Below are 19,596 nucleotides of genomic sequence, written 5' to 3' on the forward strand. Positions count from 1 at the left end.
TCCCACAGGTTTCGTGGCTTGTTCAGGAATTGCCGAACATACGTATATCCAATGTGGGAGCGAGGGCCAGTTTGGGCGCACAAAAAAAGCCCGGCATTGCCGCCGGGCTTCGGTGTCTTCAACACTTCAAGCGGCGATTTTGTTGGCCGCCATTTCCTTTTTGTGGCTCGCCTTCATGGCTTCCATTTGCGCGCCCAGCTCCTCGAGCTTCGCCTTACCCAGAAGCTTCTGCGCTTTCGGGAACATTTCCTCTTCTTCCTCCTCGATGTGGTGCTCCAGCAGTTCCTTGACCACTTTGACCCGACCGGCGAATTCCGGGCTGCCCGGGTCGGTTTCTTTCAGATCAGGCAGTACCAGCGAATCCACGGTGCGGTGCTCTTCCTTGGCTTCGTAGTACATGATGTCTTCTTCCTTGCTGCCGGCTTCCTTGAACGCAGGGTAGAGAATCTCTTCTTCGAGGCGGGTGTGGATGGTGATTTCCATTTCCAGTTTGCCCAGTAACTCGACGCGTTTTTTCAGCGCACGGTCGGTGGACTCACTCAGTTGGCTGAGGATGGCTTTGACTTTTTCATGGTCGGCTTTGAGAAGGTCGATGGCATTCATTTTTTGAGGCCTCTGCTTTTCACGGATTGAACACAGCGTTCTTTTTCGCGCTGCTGTGTATTCAGGAAGAGGCTATCGCAGGACTCATGCCAACTCGCCGATCAAGCGCAACCCTTCTAAATCAAGGGCTGGCATCGAAGCAGGCACAATGCTTTCGTGCAGCCTGCAAGAAATCCGCGTGGCGGGCATTGCATATAACAAGCCCGGCAAAAGCCGGGCTGTGGTGATACTTGAGACGGGCCTGCGCCCGTGGGTCACCGGTTAGCCTGGGAAGGCGAAATGCGACCGACATGCTTGGGTCCCGCCAGTGCCCAGGCGATCAGGCCGAACAGCGGCACGAACACGATCAGCACGATCCACACGCCTTTACTACTGGATTTCCCTTCGCTTTTACGCACCCGATTGATGGCCCAAAGCTCGATCAGCACAAGAATGACCGCCAATACGATCCACACGGTTTCGATTTGCATAGGCTTAGCTCCTGATGGTCTGTGCGTTAGGCGACGATAGGGGCGTTGGGTTCATTCTTTTTGCCTGGGACAAGCGGACGCGGTGATACCCGGTTGCAAAATAAATGTCTGGTCGCCGCTGCGGCCTATATCCTCTGCGCCACACGTTTAGGCTGGAACAGGGACAGGGCAATGGCATTCAGGGTGATGGTCGTCGGTGGTTACGGCAATTTCGGCAGTATCGTTTGTCGGCATCTGGCGCTCATGCCAGAGATTGAACTGCTGTTGTCGGGCCGCGATGCGCGCAAGTTGCAGGGCAAGGTCGCTGAGCTGCAAGCGCAATCAGGCCGTCCGTGCGAAGGGTGGTGCGGCGATGCAATGGGCGCAGGTTTTCAAGCGGCGTTGCGAGAGTTGAATGTTCAGTTGGTGGTGCACACCGGCGGGCCGTTTCAGGGGCAATCCTACGCAGTTGCTGAAAGCTGCATCGATGCCGGTGTGAATTATTGCGATCTGGCTGACTGCCGCACTTTCGTCAACGGCATTGACGTGCTCGACGCCCGCGCCAGGGAGGCTGGTGTGGCCGTGCTCAGCGGTTGCAGTTCGGTGCCGACCTTGTCCTCGGCAATCATCGATCAGCAGCGCCAGCGCTTTGCGCGAATCGATTCGATCGAGCATGGCATTTCCTCCTCGGCGAAGATGCCGGGGCTGTCCACGGTCGAAGGCGTGCTCGCTTATGCGGGCAAACCGATCAGGCAGTTGAAAAACGGCCAGGTTCACGAAGTATTGGGTTGGCTCGATCTGACCCTGCGCAGCATGCCGCAAATGGGCACCCGGGTGCTGGCCAATGTCGATGTACCGGACATGGATATATTTGCCCGCCGCTATGGTGCGCACACACTGCGCTTCAAGGCTGGCGCTGGCCTGAAGCTCGGCGGCGTTGCCAACGCCTTGCTGGCGCAGGCCTTGCGCTTCGGGCTGGTGCGCGATCATGTGCGCTGGGCGGCGCGCCTGCATCGCCTAGGTACGTGGTTCGAACGTTTCGGTGATGGCAAAAGCGCGATGTACATCGATGTTCAAGGCATCGGGGTTGACGACCAGCCGCTGAGCATGACCGCGCAACTCACCGCGCTGAATGACAAAGGCCCGGAAATCCCCAGCTGCGCCGCCGTCGCCCTCGCGAGCAAAATGGCTCGGGGTTATGTACCGCAGGCCGGCGCGCGGCCGTGTGTTGGCGAAATCAGCGTCGATGAATATCTGGCGGCGATCAACGATCCGGCCAACTTGAGCCTGTCGGTTCAATTCTCCGAGGGGCAGCGTTGAGATGCTCTATCTCTGCCTGAAGTACCTGCATGTAATCGCGGCGATTTTCCTCTTCGGTTTCGGCATGGGTTCCTACCTCTACCTGATCGCCGCCAGCCGCAGCGGCAACCCGCAAGTGATCGCCCATGTCGCAAGGATGGTGGTGCGTTTCGATACGTGGATCACCACGCCGGCAGGGATTGTGCAGGTCATCACCGGCTATCTGCTGATGCGGCTTTCCGGGCTTACGATGAGCAGTGAGTGGCTGCTGACGTCGTTGATCATTTTCTTCTGCGTAGGCGCACTGTGGCTGCCTGTACTGGTATTGCAAAAGCGTCTGCAGAAGATGGCGCTGAGCGCGGGCGAGGGCGGCCTGCCTCTGGATGATCGCTTTGCAAGCACTTACCGCTGGTGGTTCTGGATGGGCATCGCCGGGTTCGCCGGGATGTTTGTCATCGTGCTGATGATGGTGACGAAGATGACACCGGTGCAACTGGTCGGGTCAGCCGTGGGCTTTTAGAAAGCGGCTTTCATGATCCGCTGTTGGCAGCAGGCAAGTGTCGTACTTGCCGAACAGCCGATAGCGGTTCAGCGCGATTCGATCGTAAGCCCAGTCGCGCAGACGACGCGGGAAGATGCGCAGCAGTTTCAACGGCTGCCAGCGCATCGGCAGTTGCCCGACCACTTCAAGGAATGCATCTGATCGCTCCCAATAATTGCGGTCGCGGATCACCGCCATGGTGTCGAACTCATCCAGGGGCAAGCCGGCCCACGCCAGCAAGGCCTGGCCTTCGGGCGATTGCACGGTCGCCAGACGCACATGGCGCTGATGGTCATGGCGAATCATAAAGCGCGCCCAGCCGTTGCACAGTTTGCACACGCCGTCGAACAGCACCACGGTTTCGCCGGGCTTGAGCAATGGCGCGGGGGTGGGGCGGGTTTTCATGGCAGGCATCGGCGGATGTCCCTGGCGGCGATTGTCGCGATCATAACCTTGATCATTGGGCTACAGGAGTGGATCGCGGCGGTATTGGCCCGGCGATATGCCGTGCACGCGGCGGAAGGCAGCGCCAAACGCCGCGTCGGACAGATAGCCCAGTGAAGCAGCAATGGTCGCCACAGTGTCCCGGCCATTGCGCAAGCGAAACGCGGCCACGCGCATCCGCCAGCGCGTGGCATATTCGACCGGCGCTACACCCATGCAAGTTTTGAATAACGCGGCGAAACCTGATCGCGACATGCAAGCAATCTCGGCCATTTGCGTCAGGCGCCAAGGTTTTTCCGGGGCACCGTGAACGGCGCGCAAGACGCCGGCAATCGCCGGTTCCCGTAGCCCGCCCAGCCAGGACAATTGTTCGGCATCCGCGCTGTTGATGTGATGGCGCAGCGCATGGATGAAGATCAGTCGCAGCAGGTCGTTGCACATCGCCTGCGAGCCGGCCTGGTGGGATGGCCACTCGCGCTCCAGTTCATCCAGCAGCCAACCGAACGACGAGGCACCTGTGGCCTCGGCGCGAATGATCAGCGAGGCCGGAAGCACATCCAGCAGCTCGGTTGCCCCGGGGCCTGATAGCGACACGCTACCGCCCAGCAGCTCGACTTCCTCGCCGACGCCAAAGGTCGCCGAGGCGCCGTCATGGGCAAAAACATCCGCGGCATTCAGCGCCTCGACGTCGGCGCCGCTGGCCAGAATGAACGGCGTGCGCGACACCACAAAACAGTCGCCGGCCCGCAGCAACTGCGCCGGCAAGCCCTGCATGCGCAACCAGCATTCGCCTCGTCGCACCACGTTGAATTTCAGTTCGATGGGTTGAAATCGCAGCGCCCAGACGCCTCCCGCTTGCAAGCGAACCGAGCAGGCTGCTTGCAACTCGGAGAGTGCCAATACGGCAGAAAGCGGATCGCCAGCAGGATTTTGGATGATCACGACAGAAACCTGGATTTATCAGACTGGTTCGTCCGTAGAGCTTAGCCAAGAATGAAGACCTTCGATAGCTCACTCAGGATTAACGCTCATGGCTACGCTCCAACAACCTGTGCAATCACCGTTCAATGCCGCGAGCACAGCGGCTGAAGTCATGGCCGGCATCGATCTGCGCGGGCAACTCGCTGTGGTCACCGGCGGCTATTCCGGCCTGGGTCTGCTGACGGTGAAAAGCCTCGCGGCGGCGGGCGCGCAAGTCGTCGTGCCGGCGAGAGATACGGCGCGGGCAGAGGTGGCATTGGCCGGTGTTGAAGGTGTCCGCGTGACGCCCATGGACCTGATGCAGGCTGAATCGGTGGCGGCGTTCAGCCAAAGCGTGGTCAGCGCGGGTCAGCCAGTGTCATTACTGATCAACTGCGCCGGAGTCATGGCCGCGCCGTTGCTGCGCGATGCCGATGGCCATGAAGGCCAGTTCGCGACCAATCACTTGGGCCACTATCGCCTGACCTGCGGCCTCTGGCCGGCGCTGGTCAAGGCTGGGCAGGCGCGGGTGTTGTCAGTGTCCTCGCGCGGGCATCAGATTGCCGGGATCGACTTTGACGACATTGATTTCCTGCAACGGCCGTATGACAAATGGGTCGCGTATGGTCAGTCGAAAACAGCCAATGCCTTGTTTGCCATGGCGCTCGATCGTCGCGGGCGCAGTCATGGCGTTCGTGCGTTCTCATTGCATCCCGGGCAGATTCTGACGGATCTGGCACGGCACTTGAGCACGGCGGAACTCGCCGCATTCGACGCCCTGGATGAACACGGCCGACCACGGCTGGATGCCCACAACGGGCTGAAAACGCTGGAGCAGGGCGCCGCGACGGGGTTGTGGTGCGCGACCAGTGCATTGCTTGCGGATTTGGGCGGCGTGTATTGCGAAGACTGCAATGTTGCGCCGGTCAATGAACCGGAAGGAGGCCGCAAGGGTGTTGCGAAATGGGCGGCGGATGCTGAGCTGGCTGAGCGACTTTGGGCGGTTTCGGAGCTATGGACGGGGCTGACCGTGGCATGACTGGAAATAAAAAGCTCAACAGTCGAAAGCCCCTCACACTAGCCTGAGTCAACATCACCCACCCAGCTTCGCCCAGAATTCCTCGGCCGACGGACTGATCGGTGCCGTCGGACGAGTCAGATGGATTTCCAATGGAATGTCCCAGCTTTCATCCAGCGCCCTGACCAGGCGCCCGTCGGCCATTTCCTGTTCGGTCAGGCTTTTCGGCAGCCAGGCGACGCCTTTGCTTTCCAGCGCCATCGACATCAGCACTGCCGCCAGATGGCTGCTGAACAGCGGTTTCAAATGCAGATAATCGGCCTTGCCGTGCAGTCTGTGGGCGACGATTCGGCCCAGGCCGGATTCGTGGGTGTAGGCCAGATAGGGCAGGGTTTCAGGCGACGTGCCGAACTGGGCTGAAGCACTCGCCAGCGGCACAAGTACGTCCTCGCCGACCTTCTTGCCAATGAACTGATCAGGCGCCAGTAATGGCGGAACGTCGGGGTGGCGATGGCACAACAGAAATTGCACCTGACCATGAATCAGCATCTGTTCGCACACGGCCATGCTGTCGGAATGCAGGCGAACCGCATCGATCGGCGCGCCACTTTCGGCGCTGCGCAACCAGCGTGGGAAGAAGGTGAATGACAGCGAGTGAGTGGCAGCAAACTGCAAGGTTTTCGCTGCCATGCCAGCCACTTCCTGGGCCTCGGAGCGCATGCGATACAGGCGTCTGGCCGCTTCCTGAGCGCTGGGCAAAATCTGCCTGCCGGCCTCGGTCAGCGTCGCGCCCTGCGGAGTGCGCACGAATAATTCCACGCCCATCCAGTTCTCCAGTGAGCGCACCCGACGGCTGAATGCCGGCTGCGTCACATGGCGCGCTTCAGCGGCCCGGACGAAGCTGCCGTATTCGGCCAGCGCTGAAAAATCCTCAAGCCAAACCAGTTCCAAGGGCAATGCCTCCTGTGCATAGGGCGCGGCATTAATAGCATTGGGCGGGTGTCGTCGCAACGCATAACGTTGGCCCACCACAACAAGAGGAACCCGTCATGCGTATCGTCGATATCCGTGAAAAAACCGTCTCCATCGCTTCCCCGATCGCCAATGCCTACATCGACTTTTCGAAGATGACCTGCTCGGTCGTCGCGGTCATTACCGACGTGATCCGCGACGGCAAACCGGTCATCGGTTACGGCTTCAACTCCAACGGTCGCTACGGCCAGGGCGCGTTGATGCGCGACCGTTTTCTGGCGCGGATCACCGAGGCCGACCCGCAAACCCTGATCGATCACGAGAACAATAACCTCGATCCGTTCGCCATCTGGAAAACCCTGATGACCAACGAAAAACCGGGCGGGCATGGCGAGCGTTCGGTAGCGGTCGGCACCATCGATATGGCGGTGTGGGATGCGGTAGCGAAGATCGAAGGCAAGCCGCTGTATCGCCTGCTTGCCGATCGTTATCGCAACGGCGTCGCCGATGACAAAGTCTGGGTGTACGCGGCGGGTGGCTATTACTACCCGGGCAAGGACCAGACCAAGCTCAAGGCCGAAATGCAGAGCTATCTGGATCGTGGCTATGACGTGGTCAAGATGAAGATTGGCGCGGTGCCGCTGGACGAAGATATCCGCCGTATTGAGGCGGTGCTCGAAGTGGTGGGCGACGGCCAGCGCCTGGCGGTCGACGCCAACGGCCGCTTCGATCTGCAGACCGGTATCGCGTACGCCGAAGCGATCAAGAAGTACAACCTGTTCTGGTACGAAGAAGTCGGCGACCCGCTGGATTATGCGCTCCAGGCCGAGCTGGCCAATCACTACGAACTGCCGATGGCCACTGGGGAAAACCTGTTCTCTCACCAGGATGCCCGCAACCTGTTGCGCCACGGCGGCATGCGCCCTGACCGCGATTACCTGCAATTCGACTGCGCGCTGTCCTACGGTCTCGTCGAGTACATGCGCACCCTGAAAGTGATGGAAGAGCTGGGTTGGTCTTCGCGCCGCGTGGTGCCGCATGGTGGTCACCAGATGTCGTTGAACATCGCCGCCGGTCTGCACTTGGGCGGCAACGAATCGTACCCGGACGTGTTCCAGCCATTCGGCGGGTTTGCCGATGGTATCCGCGTGGAAAACGGCTACGTCGGGCTGCCGGATATTCCGGGCGTCGGCTTCGAAGCCAAGTCTGCGCTGTATGCCGTCATGCGCGAATTGGGCGAGAGCTGATTCGGCTTCACCTGCGGCCTCGTTTGCCGAGGCCGCACCCTCAGGCGTCATCCTCGACGCCAAAGCCACATGCCCACCACAACAATAAAATGAGGTGCTTCCGTGGAAACTTCAAAATCACGCTGGTACAGCCAGCTCTATGTGCAAGTGCTGATCGGCATCGTCATCGGCGCGGCCATCGGTTACTTCGTGCCGGACATCGGCGCCAAGCTGCAGCCGTTTGCCGACGGTTTCATCAAGCTGATCAAGATGCTTCTGGCGCCGATCATTTTCGGCACGGTGGTGGTCGGTATCGCCAAGATGGGCAGCATCAAGGAGGTCGGCCGCATCGGTGTGAAAGCGCTGATCTACTTCGAGATTCTTTCCACCATCGCTCTGGTGGTCGGCCTGATCGTAGTCAACGTGGTCAAGCCCGGCGCCGGCATGAACATCAACGCCGGCACCCTCGATGGCAGCGCTGTCAACAAATACAGCCAGGCGGCGAGCGAGCAGGGCGGTCTGGTCGAATTCTTCCTCAATATCATTCCGCACACATTCCTCGGCGCTTTCTCCAATGGCGTCATGCTGCAAGTGATTCTGTTGTCGGTGCTGATGGGCGTCGCCTTGGTGCAAATGGGCGAAACCAGCAAACCGCTGATCAACACCATCGATCTGTTCCTGCAAGGCCTGTTCAAAATCGTGGCGATGGTCATGCGTCTGGCGCCGTTGGGAGCGGGGGCTGGCATGGCGTTCACTATCGGCAAATACGGCATCGGCACTCTGCTTTCGCTGGGGCAGTTGCTGGTCGCGCTGTACATCACCACGCTGATTTTCATCGTCGTTGTATTGGGCGCGGTGGCGCGATGGTCGGGCATGCCGCTGATGCAGTTTCTGCGTTATTTCAAGGATGAAATCCTGATCACCCTGGGCACCTGTTCGACCGAAGCGGTGCTGCCGCGAATGATGGTCAAACTGGAAAAGCTCGGCTGCAAGAAATCCGTGGTCGGCATGGTCCTGCCGACGGGCTACACCTTCAACGCGGACGGCACCTGCATCTACCTGACCATGGCAGCAATCTTCATCGCCCAGGCGACCAACACGCCGCTGACCTTCATGGATCAGATGATTCTGCTCGGCGTATTTCTACTCACGTCCAAGGGCTCGGCCGGGGTGGCGGGAGCAGGGTTCGTGACCCTGGCGGCCACGCTCACCACCATTCACTCCATACCTCTGGTGGGCCTGGTGTTGCTGTTGGGCATCGACCGCTTCCTCAACGAGGCGCGAGCGGTGACCAACCTGATCGGCAACGGCATCGGCACCATCGCCATTGCCAAATGGGACAAGTCGTTCGATGTCGAAGCGTGCGAGCGGGAAATCGCTGCCATGAAGCACGATAAGGCTGCACGCAAGGCGCTGCTGGCGCACAAGTAATCCGCGCAACGTGGCGATGTTGGCGACAGCTCGCCACGGCTTCCTGGCTAACCATCATGCGATGGCGATAGCGAAGTCATTTCGCAACTCCACAACTGCAAAAACGGCTGGCTGATATTGGCCGGCCCAACCCATCGGCTGACCAATTCGCACTTGCCATCCATGCATAACTCGTAATCGCCGGCCTCCGGGGTTCGGCCTAATTGCAGTGGTTGCAGCGGCGGCAAGTGGCGTCGGAAATGCCAACTGCCGTTTTCCAGCCGGGCATCGTCCGGTATCTCCATGCCAGCGCCGTTGCCGCGAACCCTGGCCTGCTCAAGAACCAGGCCTTGGGCCGTGACGCGGTAGTCTTCCTCCCAACGGATTTTTTCGATGCTGTGGTTCCATGCCAGAGTGAAGTTCGCTACCGGCAACTGTGCCCATATGCTGCCGGCCAGACCCAGGCACAAACCGATCATGCATTGGCCGCTGCGGCGCGCCGCGAGCGCCAGACGTGTTGCACGATCACCAGAATCCCGAGTGCGAAGCCGATCTCATCGGTCACCGGCAGTGCAACGATCAGCAGAGCGCCCGCACCGAGACTCAGCAAACGTTCCCAAAGCAGCATTTTCTGTTGCAGAAAACCGGTAGACGCCATGCCCCACAGACCAACCGCCAGAAGAGTCTTGATCAGCATGTAGGCAGTCGCCCACAAGTTGTCGCCTTGCAGCATCAGTGCCGGGTTGTAGACCGCCATGAACGGGATGACGAAACCCGCCAGCGCAATGCGCACCGCCCACAGGCTGATCTTGAAGCCGCTTTCCTTGGCAATCGGGGCGGCGGCAAAACAGGCGAGGGCGACCGGCGGGGTCAGGTCGGCGAGGATGCCGAAGTAGAACACGAACATGTGCGACACGATCAGTGGCACGCCCAGCTCCAGCAGGGCGGGTGCGGCGATTGAGCTGGTGATTATGTAGTTGGGAATGGTCGGGATGCCCATCCCCAGCACCAGGCAGGTGATCATTGTCAGGATCAGTGACAGCAGCAGGTTGTCGCGGCCGATGGCGAGAATGTAGCCAGCGAACGTCGAAGCGACGCCGGTGAGCGAAACGATGCCGATAATGACGCCGACCAGTGCGCAGGCGATGCCCACGGGTACCGCGTGGCGGGCGCCTTCGACCAGCGCGTGCAGGCAGATCAGCAGCGTGTCGCGACCGCCCTTGATGAAAGCGCAGACCAGCACCAGGACGGCAATGACCGCAAAAATCACCGCGATGCCAAGCTGGAAAAAACCTGTGCAGAGCACGCCCAGGGCAATCCAGAACGCGCAGCGCAGGCCAAAGCTGTGCACCCGGAAAATGATCGCCGAGCCGAGAATCACGATGGCAGTCAATGCCAGGCCGACCATGCCCGAGAACAGCGGTGTGCGCCCGGAAAACAGCAGGTACACCAGAACCAGCAGAGGAATCAGCAAATACCAGCGGGCTTTCACCGCGCCCCAAGCGCTGGGGCATTGGTCTTTGGGCAAGCCCTTGAGGTTGGAGCGCTTGGCTTCCAGATGGACCATCCAGAATACTGAACCGAAATACAGCAGGGCCGGTATCAGCGCTGCCTTGGCGATCTCGACGAAGGGCACGTTGATGGTTTCAGCCATGATGAAGGCGACCGCGCCCATCACTGGAGGCATGATCTGGCTGCCCATGCTGGAGGTGGCTTCCACGCCGCCGGCGAACGCGGCGCGATAGCCAAAGCGCTTCATCAGCGGAATGGTGAATTGCCCGGTCGTGACGACGTTGGCGATCCCGGAGCCGGTGATCGTCCCCATCAATGCCGACGAGGCCACGGCCACTTTCGCCGGGCCTCCCAGCTTGTGACCGAACAAGCCCATGGCGAAGTCGGTAAACAGCTTGATCATGCCGGCCTGCTCGAGGAATGCGCCGAACAGGATGAACAGGAAAATGTAGGTCGCCGATACGTAGGTCGGCGTGCCGTACAGCCCTTCGGTGCCGAACGACAGTTGATTGATGATCTGGTCGAAACCGTAGCCGCGATGGGCCAGTTCGCCGGGCAGGTATTGCCCGAACAGGCCGTACGCCAGGAACAGCCCGCAAATCACCGGCAGCGCAATGCCCATGACCCGTCGCGCGGCTTCGAAGACCAGAGCAATCAACACAATGCCGATAACCAGATCGGCCGAGGTGAGGTCACCGGAACGCAGGATCAGATCGGCCTCGAACACCCATTGATACAGCGCGGTAGCGATAGCGGCCAGGCTCAGCAGCCAGGCCAGCGGTTGCCACGGACGGTCTGTGCCGCGTGCGGGATAACTTAGAAACACCACCCACAGCAGGAAGCCGACGTGGACCGCACGCAGCACCTGGCTGGAGAGGGGGAAAAGGCTGCGGTGATGATCTGGAAAATCGAAAACAGCAACGCTACGTAAAACAGGGTTTTCGGCCAGTCCCGTGGGTTCGCGGAGATACCGTGATGCTCGTCACTCATTGGCTGCCTTCCTCATGACCACGCAAAGGAATCGACGCTGCAGTGGCCGTCACGCCACTGCGCACAAACGCTTATAAAGCGCCTTTTTCCTTGTAGTAGCGCTCGGCGCCGGGGTGCAGCGCGATCGGCAGGTTTTGCGCAGCTGCTTCCAACTTGATGTCCTTGGCCGCCGAATGGGAGTTACCCAAGCGCCCCAGGTTGTCGAACAGCAGGCGGGTCATGTCATAGACGACGTCATCCGACAGGTCGGCGCGGGTCACCAGAATATTGGTGATTGCCACGGTGGGCACGGCTTCGGCCTGTCCGTCGTAGGTGTTGGCCGGGATCATTGCGCTCTGGTAGGCCGGATTGCCGATTTTTGCCACCACTTCGCTCGGGATAGCCACGTAGTTCAGCGGCATCACCGACGACAGGTCACGAATGGCTGCCATGCCCAATCCAGACGACTGCAAGGTGGCATCCAGTTGCCGGTTCTTGATCAATTCCACCGATTCGGCAAACGGCAGATATTGCACCTTGCCCATGTCTTCGTAGGTCAGGCCGGCCGCTTTGAATATCGCCCGCGCATTCAATTCGGTGCCGGATTTTGGGGCGCCGACCGAGATGGTCTTGCCCTTGAGATCGGCGAGGGTTTTGATCCCCGACTCTTTGCTGGCGACGATTTGAATGTAATTGGGATAGGCACCGCCCAAGGCGCGCAATTTGGTCAGCGGTGCTTTGAAACCCGCGTCCTCCACGCCGTTTTTGGCGTCGGCCACTGAGTCGCCCAAAGCCAGGGCCAACTCGCCGCGACCGGCCTGTAGCAGATTGAGGTTTTCCACCGACGCTTTGGTGGCCTGCACCGATGTCTTCGAACCGGCAATACCGTCGCTGTAGATTTGCGACAGACCGACCCCGATCGGGTAGTAAACCCCACTGGTTCCGCCGGTGAGGATATTGATGAACACGGGCGCGGCCTGCGCAGCACTGCTAAGGGTCAGCGTGGCGGCGGCCAGCAGGGCAAAGCGTGTTTTGACTCGCATGGGGGCACTTCTCCGTCTTGTTATGGTTTTAAGCAGAGTGATTGCACTCTAGCCGGTCCCGGCTGAACGTGATCGTCACGACGTCAGTTCATCCCCAGCCAGTTCGGCAGCACCAGTGAGATCCACGGTACGTAAGTAATCAGGATCAGGAACAACAGCAGAATCGACAACCACGGCATGGCGGCTTTGACTGTGGCGGGCAAGGACATGCCGGTCACCGCCGAAGTCACGAACAGGTTCAGGCCCACCGGCGGCGTGATCAGGCCGATCTCAAGGTTGACCACCATGATGATGCCGAGGTGAATCGGATCGATGCCCAGTTTCATCGCGATGGGAAAGAGGATGGGCGCCAGGATCAGGATGATCGCTGACGGTTCCATGAACGCGCCGGCAATCAACAGCACAATATTGACCACCAGCAGGAACGTCACCGGCGTCAGGCCGGCGTCGATCACCCAGGCAGTGATTTGTTGAGGTAACTGTTCGGTGGTCAGCACGTGGGCGAACAGCATGGCGTTGGCAATGATGAACATCAGCATGATGCTCAGCTTGGCCGAGTCGAGGAGAACCTTGGGTGTCTCGCGAAAGGTCAGATCCTTGTAGACGAACAACGCGATGAAGGCCGAATAGACGGCTGCCACTGCGGCAGCTTCGGTCGGGGTGAACATGCCCGAATAGATGCCGCCGAGGATGATCACCATCAGCAACAGGCCCCATATTGCCTGGCGTGCCGTACTCAGAAACTCGCGAAGCGTCGCACGCGGCAAGGCGGGGAGATTTTTCTTCACCGCAACGATGTAGATCGCCACCATCAATGCGGTGCCCAGCAGCAGGCCAGGCACCACGCCGGCCATGAACAGCTTGCCCACGGAGGTTTCTGTAGCGGCGGCGTAAACCACCATCACAATCGACGGCGGGATCAGGATGCCCAGCGTACCGGCGTTGCAGATGATCCCTGCGCCGAACGCCTGCGGGTAGCCGGAACGGACCATTCCGGCAATCGCAATCGAGCCCACCGCAGCGACCGTGGCGGGACTTGAACCGGAGAGGGCGGCAAACAGCATGCAGGCCAGCACCGCCGCGATGGCCAGGCCGCCGCGAATATGCCCGACACAGGCGTTGGCGAAGTCGATCAGCCGGCGGGCGACGCCGCCGGTGGTCATGAAGGCCCCGGCCAGCAGGAAAAACGGAATGGCCAGCAGCGTGTAGTGTTCCGAGGTCTCGAACAGTTTGATCGCCAGCGAACGCACCGAGTCGGGACTGAAGAAAATGATCGTCAAGGAGCCGGCCAGCCCCAGTGAGATGGCGATCGGCACGCCGATGAACATCAAGGCGAACAGGGCCACGAACAGGAAGGCGATGGTCATGGCTTGTCATCCTCGTGTTCGGCAAGTTTCAGCGCGTCGGCCGCTTCATCGGCCAGCCCGAGGCCGGTCTGACGGTTGAGCAGGATGCGCAGGAGAATTTCAGCGAAGCGGATGAACACCAGCGCGAAGCCCAGCGGCACGATCAACCCGATATGCCACTGCATGACGCCGAAATGGCCGAGATCCTCGGCACCGATACCGGCGTTCATCAAGGTTTCAATCCATTCGAAACTGGCGACGGCGAGCAGCCCCGCGTAGGCCAGACAGCACAGGCAGGCGAGGATGCCGATGTAACGCTGCACCGATCTGCGCGCCAGTTTGACCAGTGCGTCGACACCGATATGCCCGGCGGTGCGCACGCCATACGCCAGGCCGAAAAAAATCAGCCAGCCAAACAGCGCTTTGGTCAGGGCAGTGCTCCAGGTCATGGCCTGCGCCATGCCCATGATCTGGTCGCCAACGGCGAACAGCGGAACACTGGCCGCCGGCCAATGATCGGCGAGCCAGTAAAACAGACTGTAGAAATTGTTGAGGATCACGTAGACAAACGTGACGAGGGTCATGGCCGCCAGAAGGAAGACGATGAAGCCTTCCTCGAAGTGTTCCCAGATTCGCCGAAGCGCTTTCATGGATGGCATCTCACGTCGAGTGAAGACGGGCAGGCGCCGACGCAGCGGCGCCTGCCTCGCGATTATTGCGCCTGGTTTGCGGCTTCGGCAGCAGAGATCAGCTCAGCGCCGATTTCGCCTTCGAACTTCTTCCACACCGGTTTCATCGCATCGCGCCATTGCGCACGTTCTTCTGGCGTAAGCGTGATGATTTCCGTGGTTTTGGCGGCAAGGATGCGCTGCTTGTCACCCTCGTTCAGTTGCTGGGCTTCCTTGTTCACGTGAGTGGTGACTTCCACGACAATCTTGTCCAGTTCGCTGCGCACGTCGGGTGGCAGGCCGTTCCAGAATTTGGTGTTGGTGATCAGCATGTAGTCCAGTACACCGTGGTTGGATTCGGTGATGTACTTCTGCACTTCATGCATCTTCTGGCTGTAGATGTTCGAGTAAGGATTCTCTGCGCCGTTGACCACACCGGTCTGCAGGCCTTGGTATACCTCGGCAAAACTCATCTTGCGCGGATTGGCGCGCACCGCCTTGAACTGCTCCTCCAGCACCGCCGAGGCCTGCACCCGGAACTTCAGGCCGCGCGCATCAGCCGGTACACGCAGTGGCTTGTTGGCCGACAGTTGTTTCATGCCGTTGTGCCAATAAGCCAGGCCGGTGATGTTTTTGCTTTCCATGGATTTGAGCAGGCCCTGACCTTGCGGGCTCAGTTGAAAGCGGTCGACAGCGTTGATGTCATTGAAGAGGAAGGGAAGGTCGAACAGCTGCACTGACTTGGTGTACTGCTGGAACTTGGCCAGCGACGGCGCAATCATCTGCACATCGCCGAGCAACAGGGCTTCCATTTCCTTGCCGTCACCAAAGAGCGAGGAGTTGGGATACACCTCGACCTTGACTTTGCCCGGCAAGCGTTCCTCGACCAGTTTCTTGAACAGCAACGCACCTTGCCCCTTGGGCGTCTGGTCAGCGACCACATGCGAGAACTTGATGATCACCGGGTCTGCCGCCATGGCCGGGTTCATGCTGCTTACCGCCAAAGCGCAGGCAAGTGCGCTGAACAGAGATCTGAGCATCTGGGTGATTCCTCTTGTTTTTATTGTGATGACCGCTCGACGCGCTGAACGCGTTCAAGTGCCGAGACATGTTCAAGTCTAGGCAGAAATATCTGATTTGCCGGGGAATTGACCAGAAAGGGCAAAACACTGTCAGAAGGCCGGACTGCCAACTTTCTCAGGTGAAGTTACTGGCCATCTTTCTGGGCGCGGATTACCAGCAAGCCGGCAATCAAAATCAACGCCATTCCTGCCCATGTAAAGATATCCGGGACCTCGTGGAACAGCACGTAACCCCAAAGACAGGCAAAAACCAGGTAGGCGTAATCAAACGTGCCGATCAGTGCCGCGGGCGCGATTTGATAAGCCTTGGCGGTAGCGGTGTTGATGAAGATCAGAGCGCAGGCGTAACAGAAGATGAACAGCGTCACTTGCCAATCAAGCGTTTGCCATGGGGAGAGTAGAAAACCGCCACTTGTGGCAGCCGCGTCACTGACCATCAGCGACGCGATACCGCCGATGCTGGCGGCGACGAGAAAAGCAGTATTCAATCCCAGAGCCAATACCAGTGGATGTTCACTGCGACAATGTCGGCGCGTCACTACCATCGCAAGCGCGTAGAACACAGCAGCGATGACGGGCAGCAGCGTTGCGAGAACGAAGATGTCCGAGCCTGGACGTAACACCGTTGCGACACCCGCAAAGCCTGTTCCTATCGCCACCCAGCCACGCGGTGATAAAGGCTCACCTCCATAAAGGGTGGAAAAAAGCGCAATGAACAGGGGCGTCGTGTAGATCGCCACGGCAGCGACTGATAATGGAATCAGCGGTAATGCCGCGTAATACGCTACCCACATCAACAAAAGCAGGATGCTCCGGACGGTCACCCAGTACACCGAAGCAACCCCCTGGCGGCCCGATCTGATGCGCCTGCCGAGCCAGACTCCAAGGGCGGGAACCGACAGACAAGACACCAAGAGAAACAGCTGCCAGAGCGGTAGGCGTGTGCTGAAGTATTTGACCGCTGCATCGGCCAGGGAGAGCAGAAAGACAGCCGCGCTGATCAGCACTATGCCCTTGGAAACGCTGTCGCTGCTCGCATTGTGCTTGCTCACGCACCGTGCTCCTGTTCCGTCAGTGAATTGCGATCCTGTGACAAGTAATGCTTGATGCCCGCCGCTGTCAATTCGCGAACCAGGGGAACCCCATCGTTCAGTGGTTGGATCAACAGCGACAACGCCTCGCCGGACTGCTGCCTGCAAAGCTCTCGAACAGCGACTTCCCGAACAAAACCGTTGGAATCCTCCAGATTGGCCCCGCGATCAACGCCGCGCCGTACGCGTACTCACATCCACCCAGACCGCCAACACCAGAATGCTGCCCTTGACGATCATCTGCCAGTAACTGTCGACGTCGAGCATCGACATGCCGTTATCCAGGCTGGTGATCACCAGTGCGCCGAGGAGGGCGCCGTAGACGGTGCCGGAGCCGCCGCGCATGGAGGTGCCGCCGATGAAGCAGGCGGCGATGGCGTCGAGTTCGCCCATGCTGCCGGCGGAGGGTGAGCCGGCGGCGAGGCGTGCGGTGTTGACCACGCCGGCGAGGGCGCACATCACGCCCATGATGCCGAAAATCCACAGCTTGACCGCTTGCACATTGATCCCCGACAGGCGCGTGGCTTCCATGTTGCTGCCGACCGAATAGACCCGGCGGCCGAACACGGTCTGGCTGGTGACGTAACTGAACACGCCGAGCAGAATCAGCAACAACAGCACCGGCACCGGAATGCCGTCATAGCTGTTGAGGGTCTGGACGAAGCCGGCCAGCACCGCGCCGATCACCAGCACGCGCACAACATCACGCACCAGTGAATGCGCCGCCAGACCATGCAGGGCGCGATTGCGTCGTTGTTTCCAGGTCAGGAACACGGTCAGCACAAACAGCAGCACACCGAGGCCAGTGCCGATCGCGTGGGGCAGATAACCCTGGCCGACATAGACCAGCTCCGGCGATACCGGGGCGATGGTGGTGCCGCCGGTGATCCCCAGCAAAATCCCGCGAAACGCCAACATGCCACCGAGGCCGACGATAAATGACGGTATGCGCAAGTACGCCGCCATGTAGCCGTTGGCGAGGCCGATCATCAGGCCGCACAGGGCGACCAGACTGAGATTCGCCAGCAGCGGAATGTGATAGACCACGTCGAGTATCGCCGCGAGGCCGCCGAGCAGGCCGAGCAATGAGCCCACCGACAAATCGATCTCGCCACTGATGATCACCAGCACCATGCCGCAGGCGAGGATTCCGGTGATCGACATCTGCCGCAGCAGGTTGGAAAGGTTGCGCGGGGTGAGGAAACCGCCCTCGGTCTGCCAGCTGAAGAACAGCCAGATCAGCACCACGGCAAATACCAGCGCGAGCATCTTGTAGCGGGTGAACAGTTGTTTGACCTGATTCATTTACGCGGTTTTCCGATCATTATTGTTATGGCTGCCCGGCTGACTGAGGGCGGCGGCGAGTACCTGTTCCTGGGTCAGCTCATGGTTGACGAAGTCACCACGCAACTGGCCTTCGCCGATCACCAGCACGCGGTCGGAGACGCCGAGCACTTCGGCCAGTTCCGATGAAACCATGATGATCGACACGCCTTCGGCGGCCAGCGCGCCCATCAACTTGTAGATCTCGTACTTGGCGCCGACATCCACGCCTCGGGTCGGCTCGTCGAGAATCAGCACGCGCGGTTTCGCCAGGAGCATCTTGGCGAGCACGGCTTTCTGCTGATTGCCGCCAGACAGGCTGGTGATCGGCAGGGACGGACTTGCGGTTTTCAGATGCAGACGGGAGATTTCCCGGTCGATGCAGCCCAGTTCGGCTTCGGCATCGATGCGGGTCATTTTCGAATAGCTCTCGAGCACGGCAAGGGTGATGTTCTGACCGACACCGAGATCGGGAATGATGCCCTGGCGCTTGCGATCTTCGGGCACCAGGCACAGGCCGGCGCGGATCGCTTTCAGCGGCGTGCGCGTGTCGATCGGCTGACCGTCCAGCCAGACTTCGCCTTCGTGGCGGCCGGGGTAAGCGCCGAACAGTGCGGTGACCAGTTCGGTGCGGCCGGCTCCGACCAGCCCGGCAATGCCGAGAATCTCGCCGCGCTTGAGGCTGAAGGAGATGTCGTCGACCCGTTTGCGCTTGGGGTTGTCGACGTCGTAGCAAGTAATGTGGCGCGCTTCGAAAATCACCTCGCCAATCTCGTGCGGCTCGCTGGGATAAAGGTTGCTCATTTCGCGCCCGACCATCTGCGTGATGATCTGTGGAATGTCCATGTCGGCCATGGCGGTGGTGGCGATGTGTTTGCCGTCGCGGATCACCGAAATGGTGTCGCACACGGCGGCGACTTCATCGAGCTTGTGCGAGATGTAGACGCAGGCGACGCCCTTGGCTTTGAGGTCGCGGATGATGTCGAGCAGCACTTCGATTTCCGAGCGGCTCAGGGCCGAGGAGGGCTCGTCGAGGATCAGCAGACGCGCCTGTTTGTTCAGGGCCTTGGCGATTTCCACCAGTTGCTGATAGCCGCCGCCGTACTGCGAAACCGGCAGCGACACGTTCATGTCCGGCACTTTCAATTCACGCATCAAGGCTTCGGCACGGTGGATCATCGCCGGGTAGTTCATGCGCCCGCCGGGCAGCGTCAGCTCATGGCCCATGAAGATGTTTTCCGCCACCGACAGGTCGGGAACCAACGTCAGTTCCTGATGGATGATGACGATGCCGGCGGCTTCGGTTTCGCTGATCGATTGCGCTCTGAGCGGTTGTCCGTCCCAGAGGATTTCGCCGTCCCAGGTGCCATGGGGATAGACCGCAGAAAGGATCTTCATCAGCGTCGACTTGCCGGCGCCATTCTCGCCGCACAGGCCCACGCATTCACCGGGCCGGACCTTGATGTCGATGCCGTTGAGCGCTTTGACACCGCCAAAGGTTTTGACGATGCCGTTCATTTGCAGCAGATAGTCGGACATGGAAAAGGCTCGCATACCAGGGACTCAAACACCACTGAACCTGTGTGGGAGCGAGCCTGCTCGCGAAGGGGCCTTTTCAGCAAGAGCTGTACTGACTGACA

The 19,596-nt window shown here is 59.9% G+C and carries 18 protein-coding genes and 1 pseudogene; 5 read left to right on the forward strand and 14 right to left on the reverse strand.

Translation table 11 applies throughout. The features are described 5' to 3' along the window. Window positions 1–126: 126 nt before the first annotated feature. A complete protein-coding gene (locus tag FEE99_RS15580; protein WP_016774305.1) occupies window positions 127–603 on the reverse strand; it encodes a hemerythrin domain-containing protein in 477 nt (158 codons plus the stop codon). Between the two features lie 254 nt (window positions 604–857). Continuing rightward, the gene (locus FEE99_RS15585) at window positions 858–1,073 is read right to left on the reverse strand and encodes a PLD nuclease N-terminal domain-containing protein (RefSeq protein ID WP_041480553.1); all 216 of its coding nucleotides are present in this window, start codon (window positions 1,071–1,073) and stop codon (window positions 858–860) included. Window positions 1,074–1,244: 171 nt separating this feature from the next. Between FEE99_RS15585 and FEE99_RS15590 the strand changes: the two genes are divergently transcribed. Next, the gene (locus FEE99_RS15590) at window positions 1,245–2,372 is read left to right on the forward strand and encodes a saccharopine dehydrogenase family protein (RefSeq protein WP_041480552.1); all 1,128 of its coding nucleotides are present in this window, start codon (window positions 1,245–1,247) and stop codon (window positions 2,370–2,372) included. 1 nt (window position 2,373) lies between these two features. Continuing rightward, the gene (locus tag FEE99_RS15595; protein ID WP_041480551.1) at window positions 2,374–2,871 is read left to right on the forward strand and encodes a DUF2269 family protein; all 498 of its coding nucleotides are present in this window, start codon (window positions 2,374–2,376) and stop codon (window positions 2,869–2,871) included. Here the strand turns inward: FEE99_RS15595 and FEE99_RS15600 are convergent. Together FEE99_RS15600 and FEE99_RS15605 are read right to left on the reverse strand one after the other, a co-directional pair. Beyond that, the gene (locus FEE99_RS15600) at window positions 2,854–3,306 is read right to left on the reverse strand and encodes a thiol-disulfide oxidoreductase DCC family protein (protein ID WP_041480550.1); all 453 of its coding nucleotides are present in this window, start codon (window positions 3,304–3,306) and stop codon (window positions 2,854–2,856) included. The genes FEE99_RS15595 and FEE99_RS15600 overlap by 18 nt on opposite strands. A 51-nt stretch (window positions 3,307–3,357) precedes the next feature. Further along, complete coding sequence (locus tag FEE99_RS15605; RefSeq protein WP_237143821.1) at window positions 3,358–4,278, reverse strand: AraC family transcriptional regulator; 921 nt, start codon at window positions 4,276–4,278, stop codon at window positions 3,358–3,360. Between the two features lie 88 nt (window positions 4,279–4,366). On the opposite strand from FEE99_RS15605, the gene FEE99_RS15610 reads away from it, so the two are divergent. Further along, window positions 4,367–5,335, forward strand: a complete 969-nt coding sequence (locus FEE99_RS15610) for an oxidoreductase (RefSeq protein WP_041480548.1) — start codon at window positions 4,367–4,369, stop codon at window positions 5,333–5,335. 54 nt (window positions 5,336–5,389) lie between these two features. Here the strand turns inward: FEE99_RS15610 and FEE99_RS15615 are convergent, their stop codons facing one another. Beyond that, a complete protein-coding gene (locus FEE99_RS15615) occupies window positions 5,390–6,265 on the reverse strand; it encodes a LysR family transcriptional regulator (RefSeq protein ID WP_041480547.1) in 876 nt (291 codons plus the stop codon). A gap of 98 nt (window positions 6,266–6,363) precedes the next feature. Here FEE99_RS15615 and FEE99_RS15620 point away from each other — a divergent pair, with 98 nt between their 5' ends. Beyond that, window positions 6,364–7,533 (forward strand): mandelate racemase/muconate lactonizing enzyme family protein, encoded by a 1,170-nt coding sequence (locus tag FEE99_RS15620; protein ID WP_041480546.1) that lies wholly within the window; start codon window positions 6,364–6,366, stop codon window positions 7,531–7,533. A gap of 102 nt (window positions 7,534–7,635) precedes the next feature. Next, complete coding sequence (gene dctA, locus FEE99_RS15625; RefSeq protein ID WP_041480545.1) at window positions 7,636–8,943, forward strand: C4-dicarboxylate transporter DctA; 1,308 nt, start codon at window positions 7,636–7,638, stop codon at window positions 8,941–8,943. 47 nt (window positions 8,944–8,990) lie between these two features. Here dctA and FEE99_RS15630 read toward each other — a convergent pair whose 3' ends face one another. The 9 genes and pseudogenes from FEE99_RS15630 to xylG form a co-directional block, all read right to left on the reverse strand. After that, window positions 8,991–9,401: a DUF1850 domain-containing protein gene (locus tag FEE99_RS15630; protein ID WP_041480544.1), complete on the reverse strand. Its 411-nt coding sequence runs from the start codon at window positions 9,399–9,401 to the stop codon at window positions 8,991–8,993. Further along, a pseudogene (locus FEE99_RS15635) lies at window positions 9,398–11,424 on the reverse strand (TRAP transporter permease). Before FEE99_RS15635 ends, FEE99_RS15630 begins: the two are co-directional and overlap by 4 nt. A gap of 71 nt (window positions 11,425–11,495) precedes the next feature. After that, window positions 11,496–12,446, reverse strand: coding sequence for a TAXI family TRAP transporter solute-binding subunit (locus FEE99_RS15640; protein WP_041480542.1), 951 nt, complete (start codon window positions 12,444–12,446; stop codon window positions 11,496–11,498). 83 nt (window positions 12,447–12,529) lie between these two features. Further along, entirely contained in the window at window positions 12,530–13,813 is a 1,284-nt protein-coding gene (gene dctM / locus FEE99_RS15645; protein ID WP_041480541.1) for a C4-dicarboxylate TRAP transporter large permease protein DctM, read from the reverse strand. Further along, complete coding sequence (locus tag FEE99_RS15650) at window positions 13,810–14,442, reverse strand: TRAP transporter small permease (protein ID WP_024012587.1); 633 nt, start codon at window positions 14,440–14,442, stop codon at window positions 13,810–13,812. The genes dctM and FEE99_RS15650 overlap by 4 nt, the downstream gene beginning before the upstream one ends. Window positions 14,443–14,504: 62 nt before the next feature. Next, window positions 14,505–15,500 carry a C4-dicarboxylate TRAP substrate-binding protein DctP gene (dctP, locus tag FEE99_RS15655; protein ID WP_041480540.1) on the reverse strand — a complete coding sequence of 332 codons (996 nt, stop codon included), beginning with the start codon at window positions 15,498–15,500 and terminating at the stop codon, window positions 14,505–14,507. A gap of 167 nt (window positions 15,501–15,667) precedes the next feature. Further along, entirely contained in the window at window positions 15,668–16,594 is a 927-nt protein-coding gene (locus FEE99_RS15660; protein ID WP_041480539.1) for a DMT family transporter, read from the reverse strand. Window positions 16,595–16,801: 207 nt separating this feature from the next. Further along, window positions 16,802–17,938: a sugar ABC transporter permease gene (locus tag FEE99_RS15665; RefSeq protein ID WP_016774325.1), complete on the reverse strand. Its 1,137-nt coding sequence runs from the start codon at window positions 17,936–17,938 to the stop codon at window positions 16,802–16,804. Then, a complete protein-coding gene (xylG, locus tag FEE99_RS15670) occupies window positions 17,939–19,495 on the reverse strand; it encodes a D-xylose ABC transporter ATP-binding protein (RefSeq protein ID WP_039758957.1) in 1,557 nt (518 codons plus the stop codon). Between the last annotated feature and the right edge of the window lie 101 nt (window positions 19,496–19,596).

The organism is Pseudomonas sp. ef1, from assembly GCF_007293365.2.
GTDB classification, from domain to species: Bacteria; Pseudomonadota; Gammaproteobacteria; order Pseudomonadales; family Pseudomonadaceae; genus Aquipseudomonas; species Aquipseudomonas siliginis.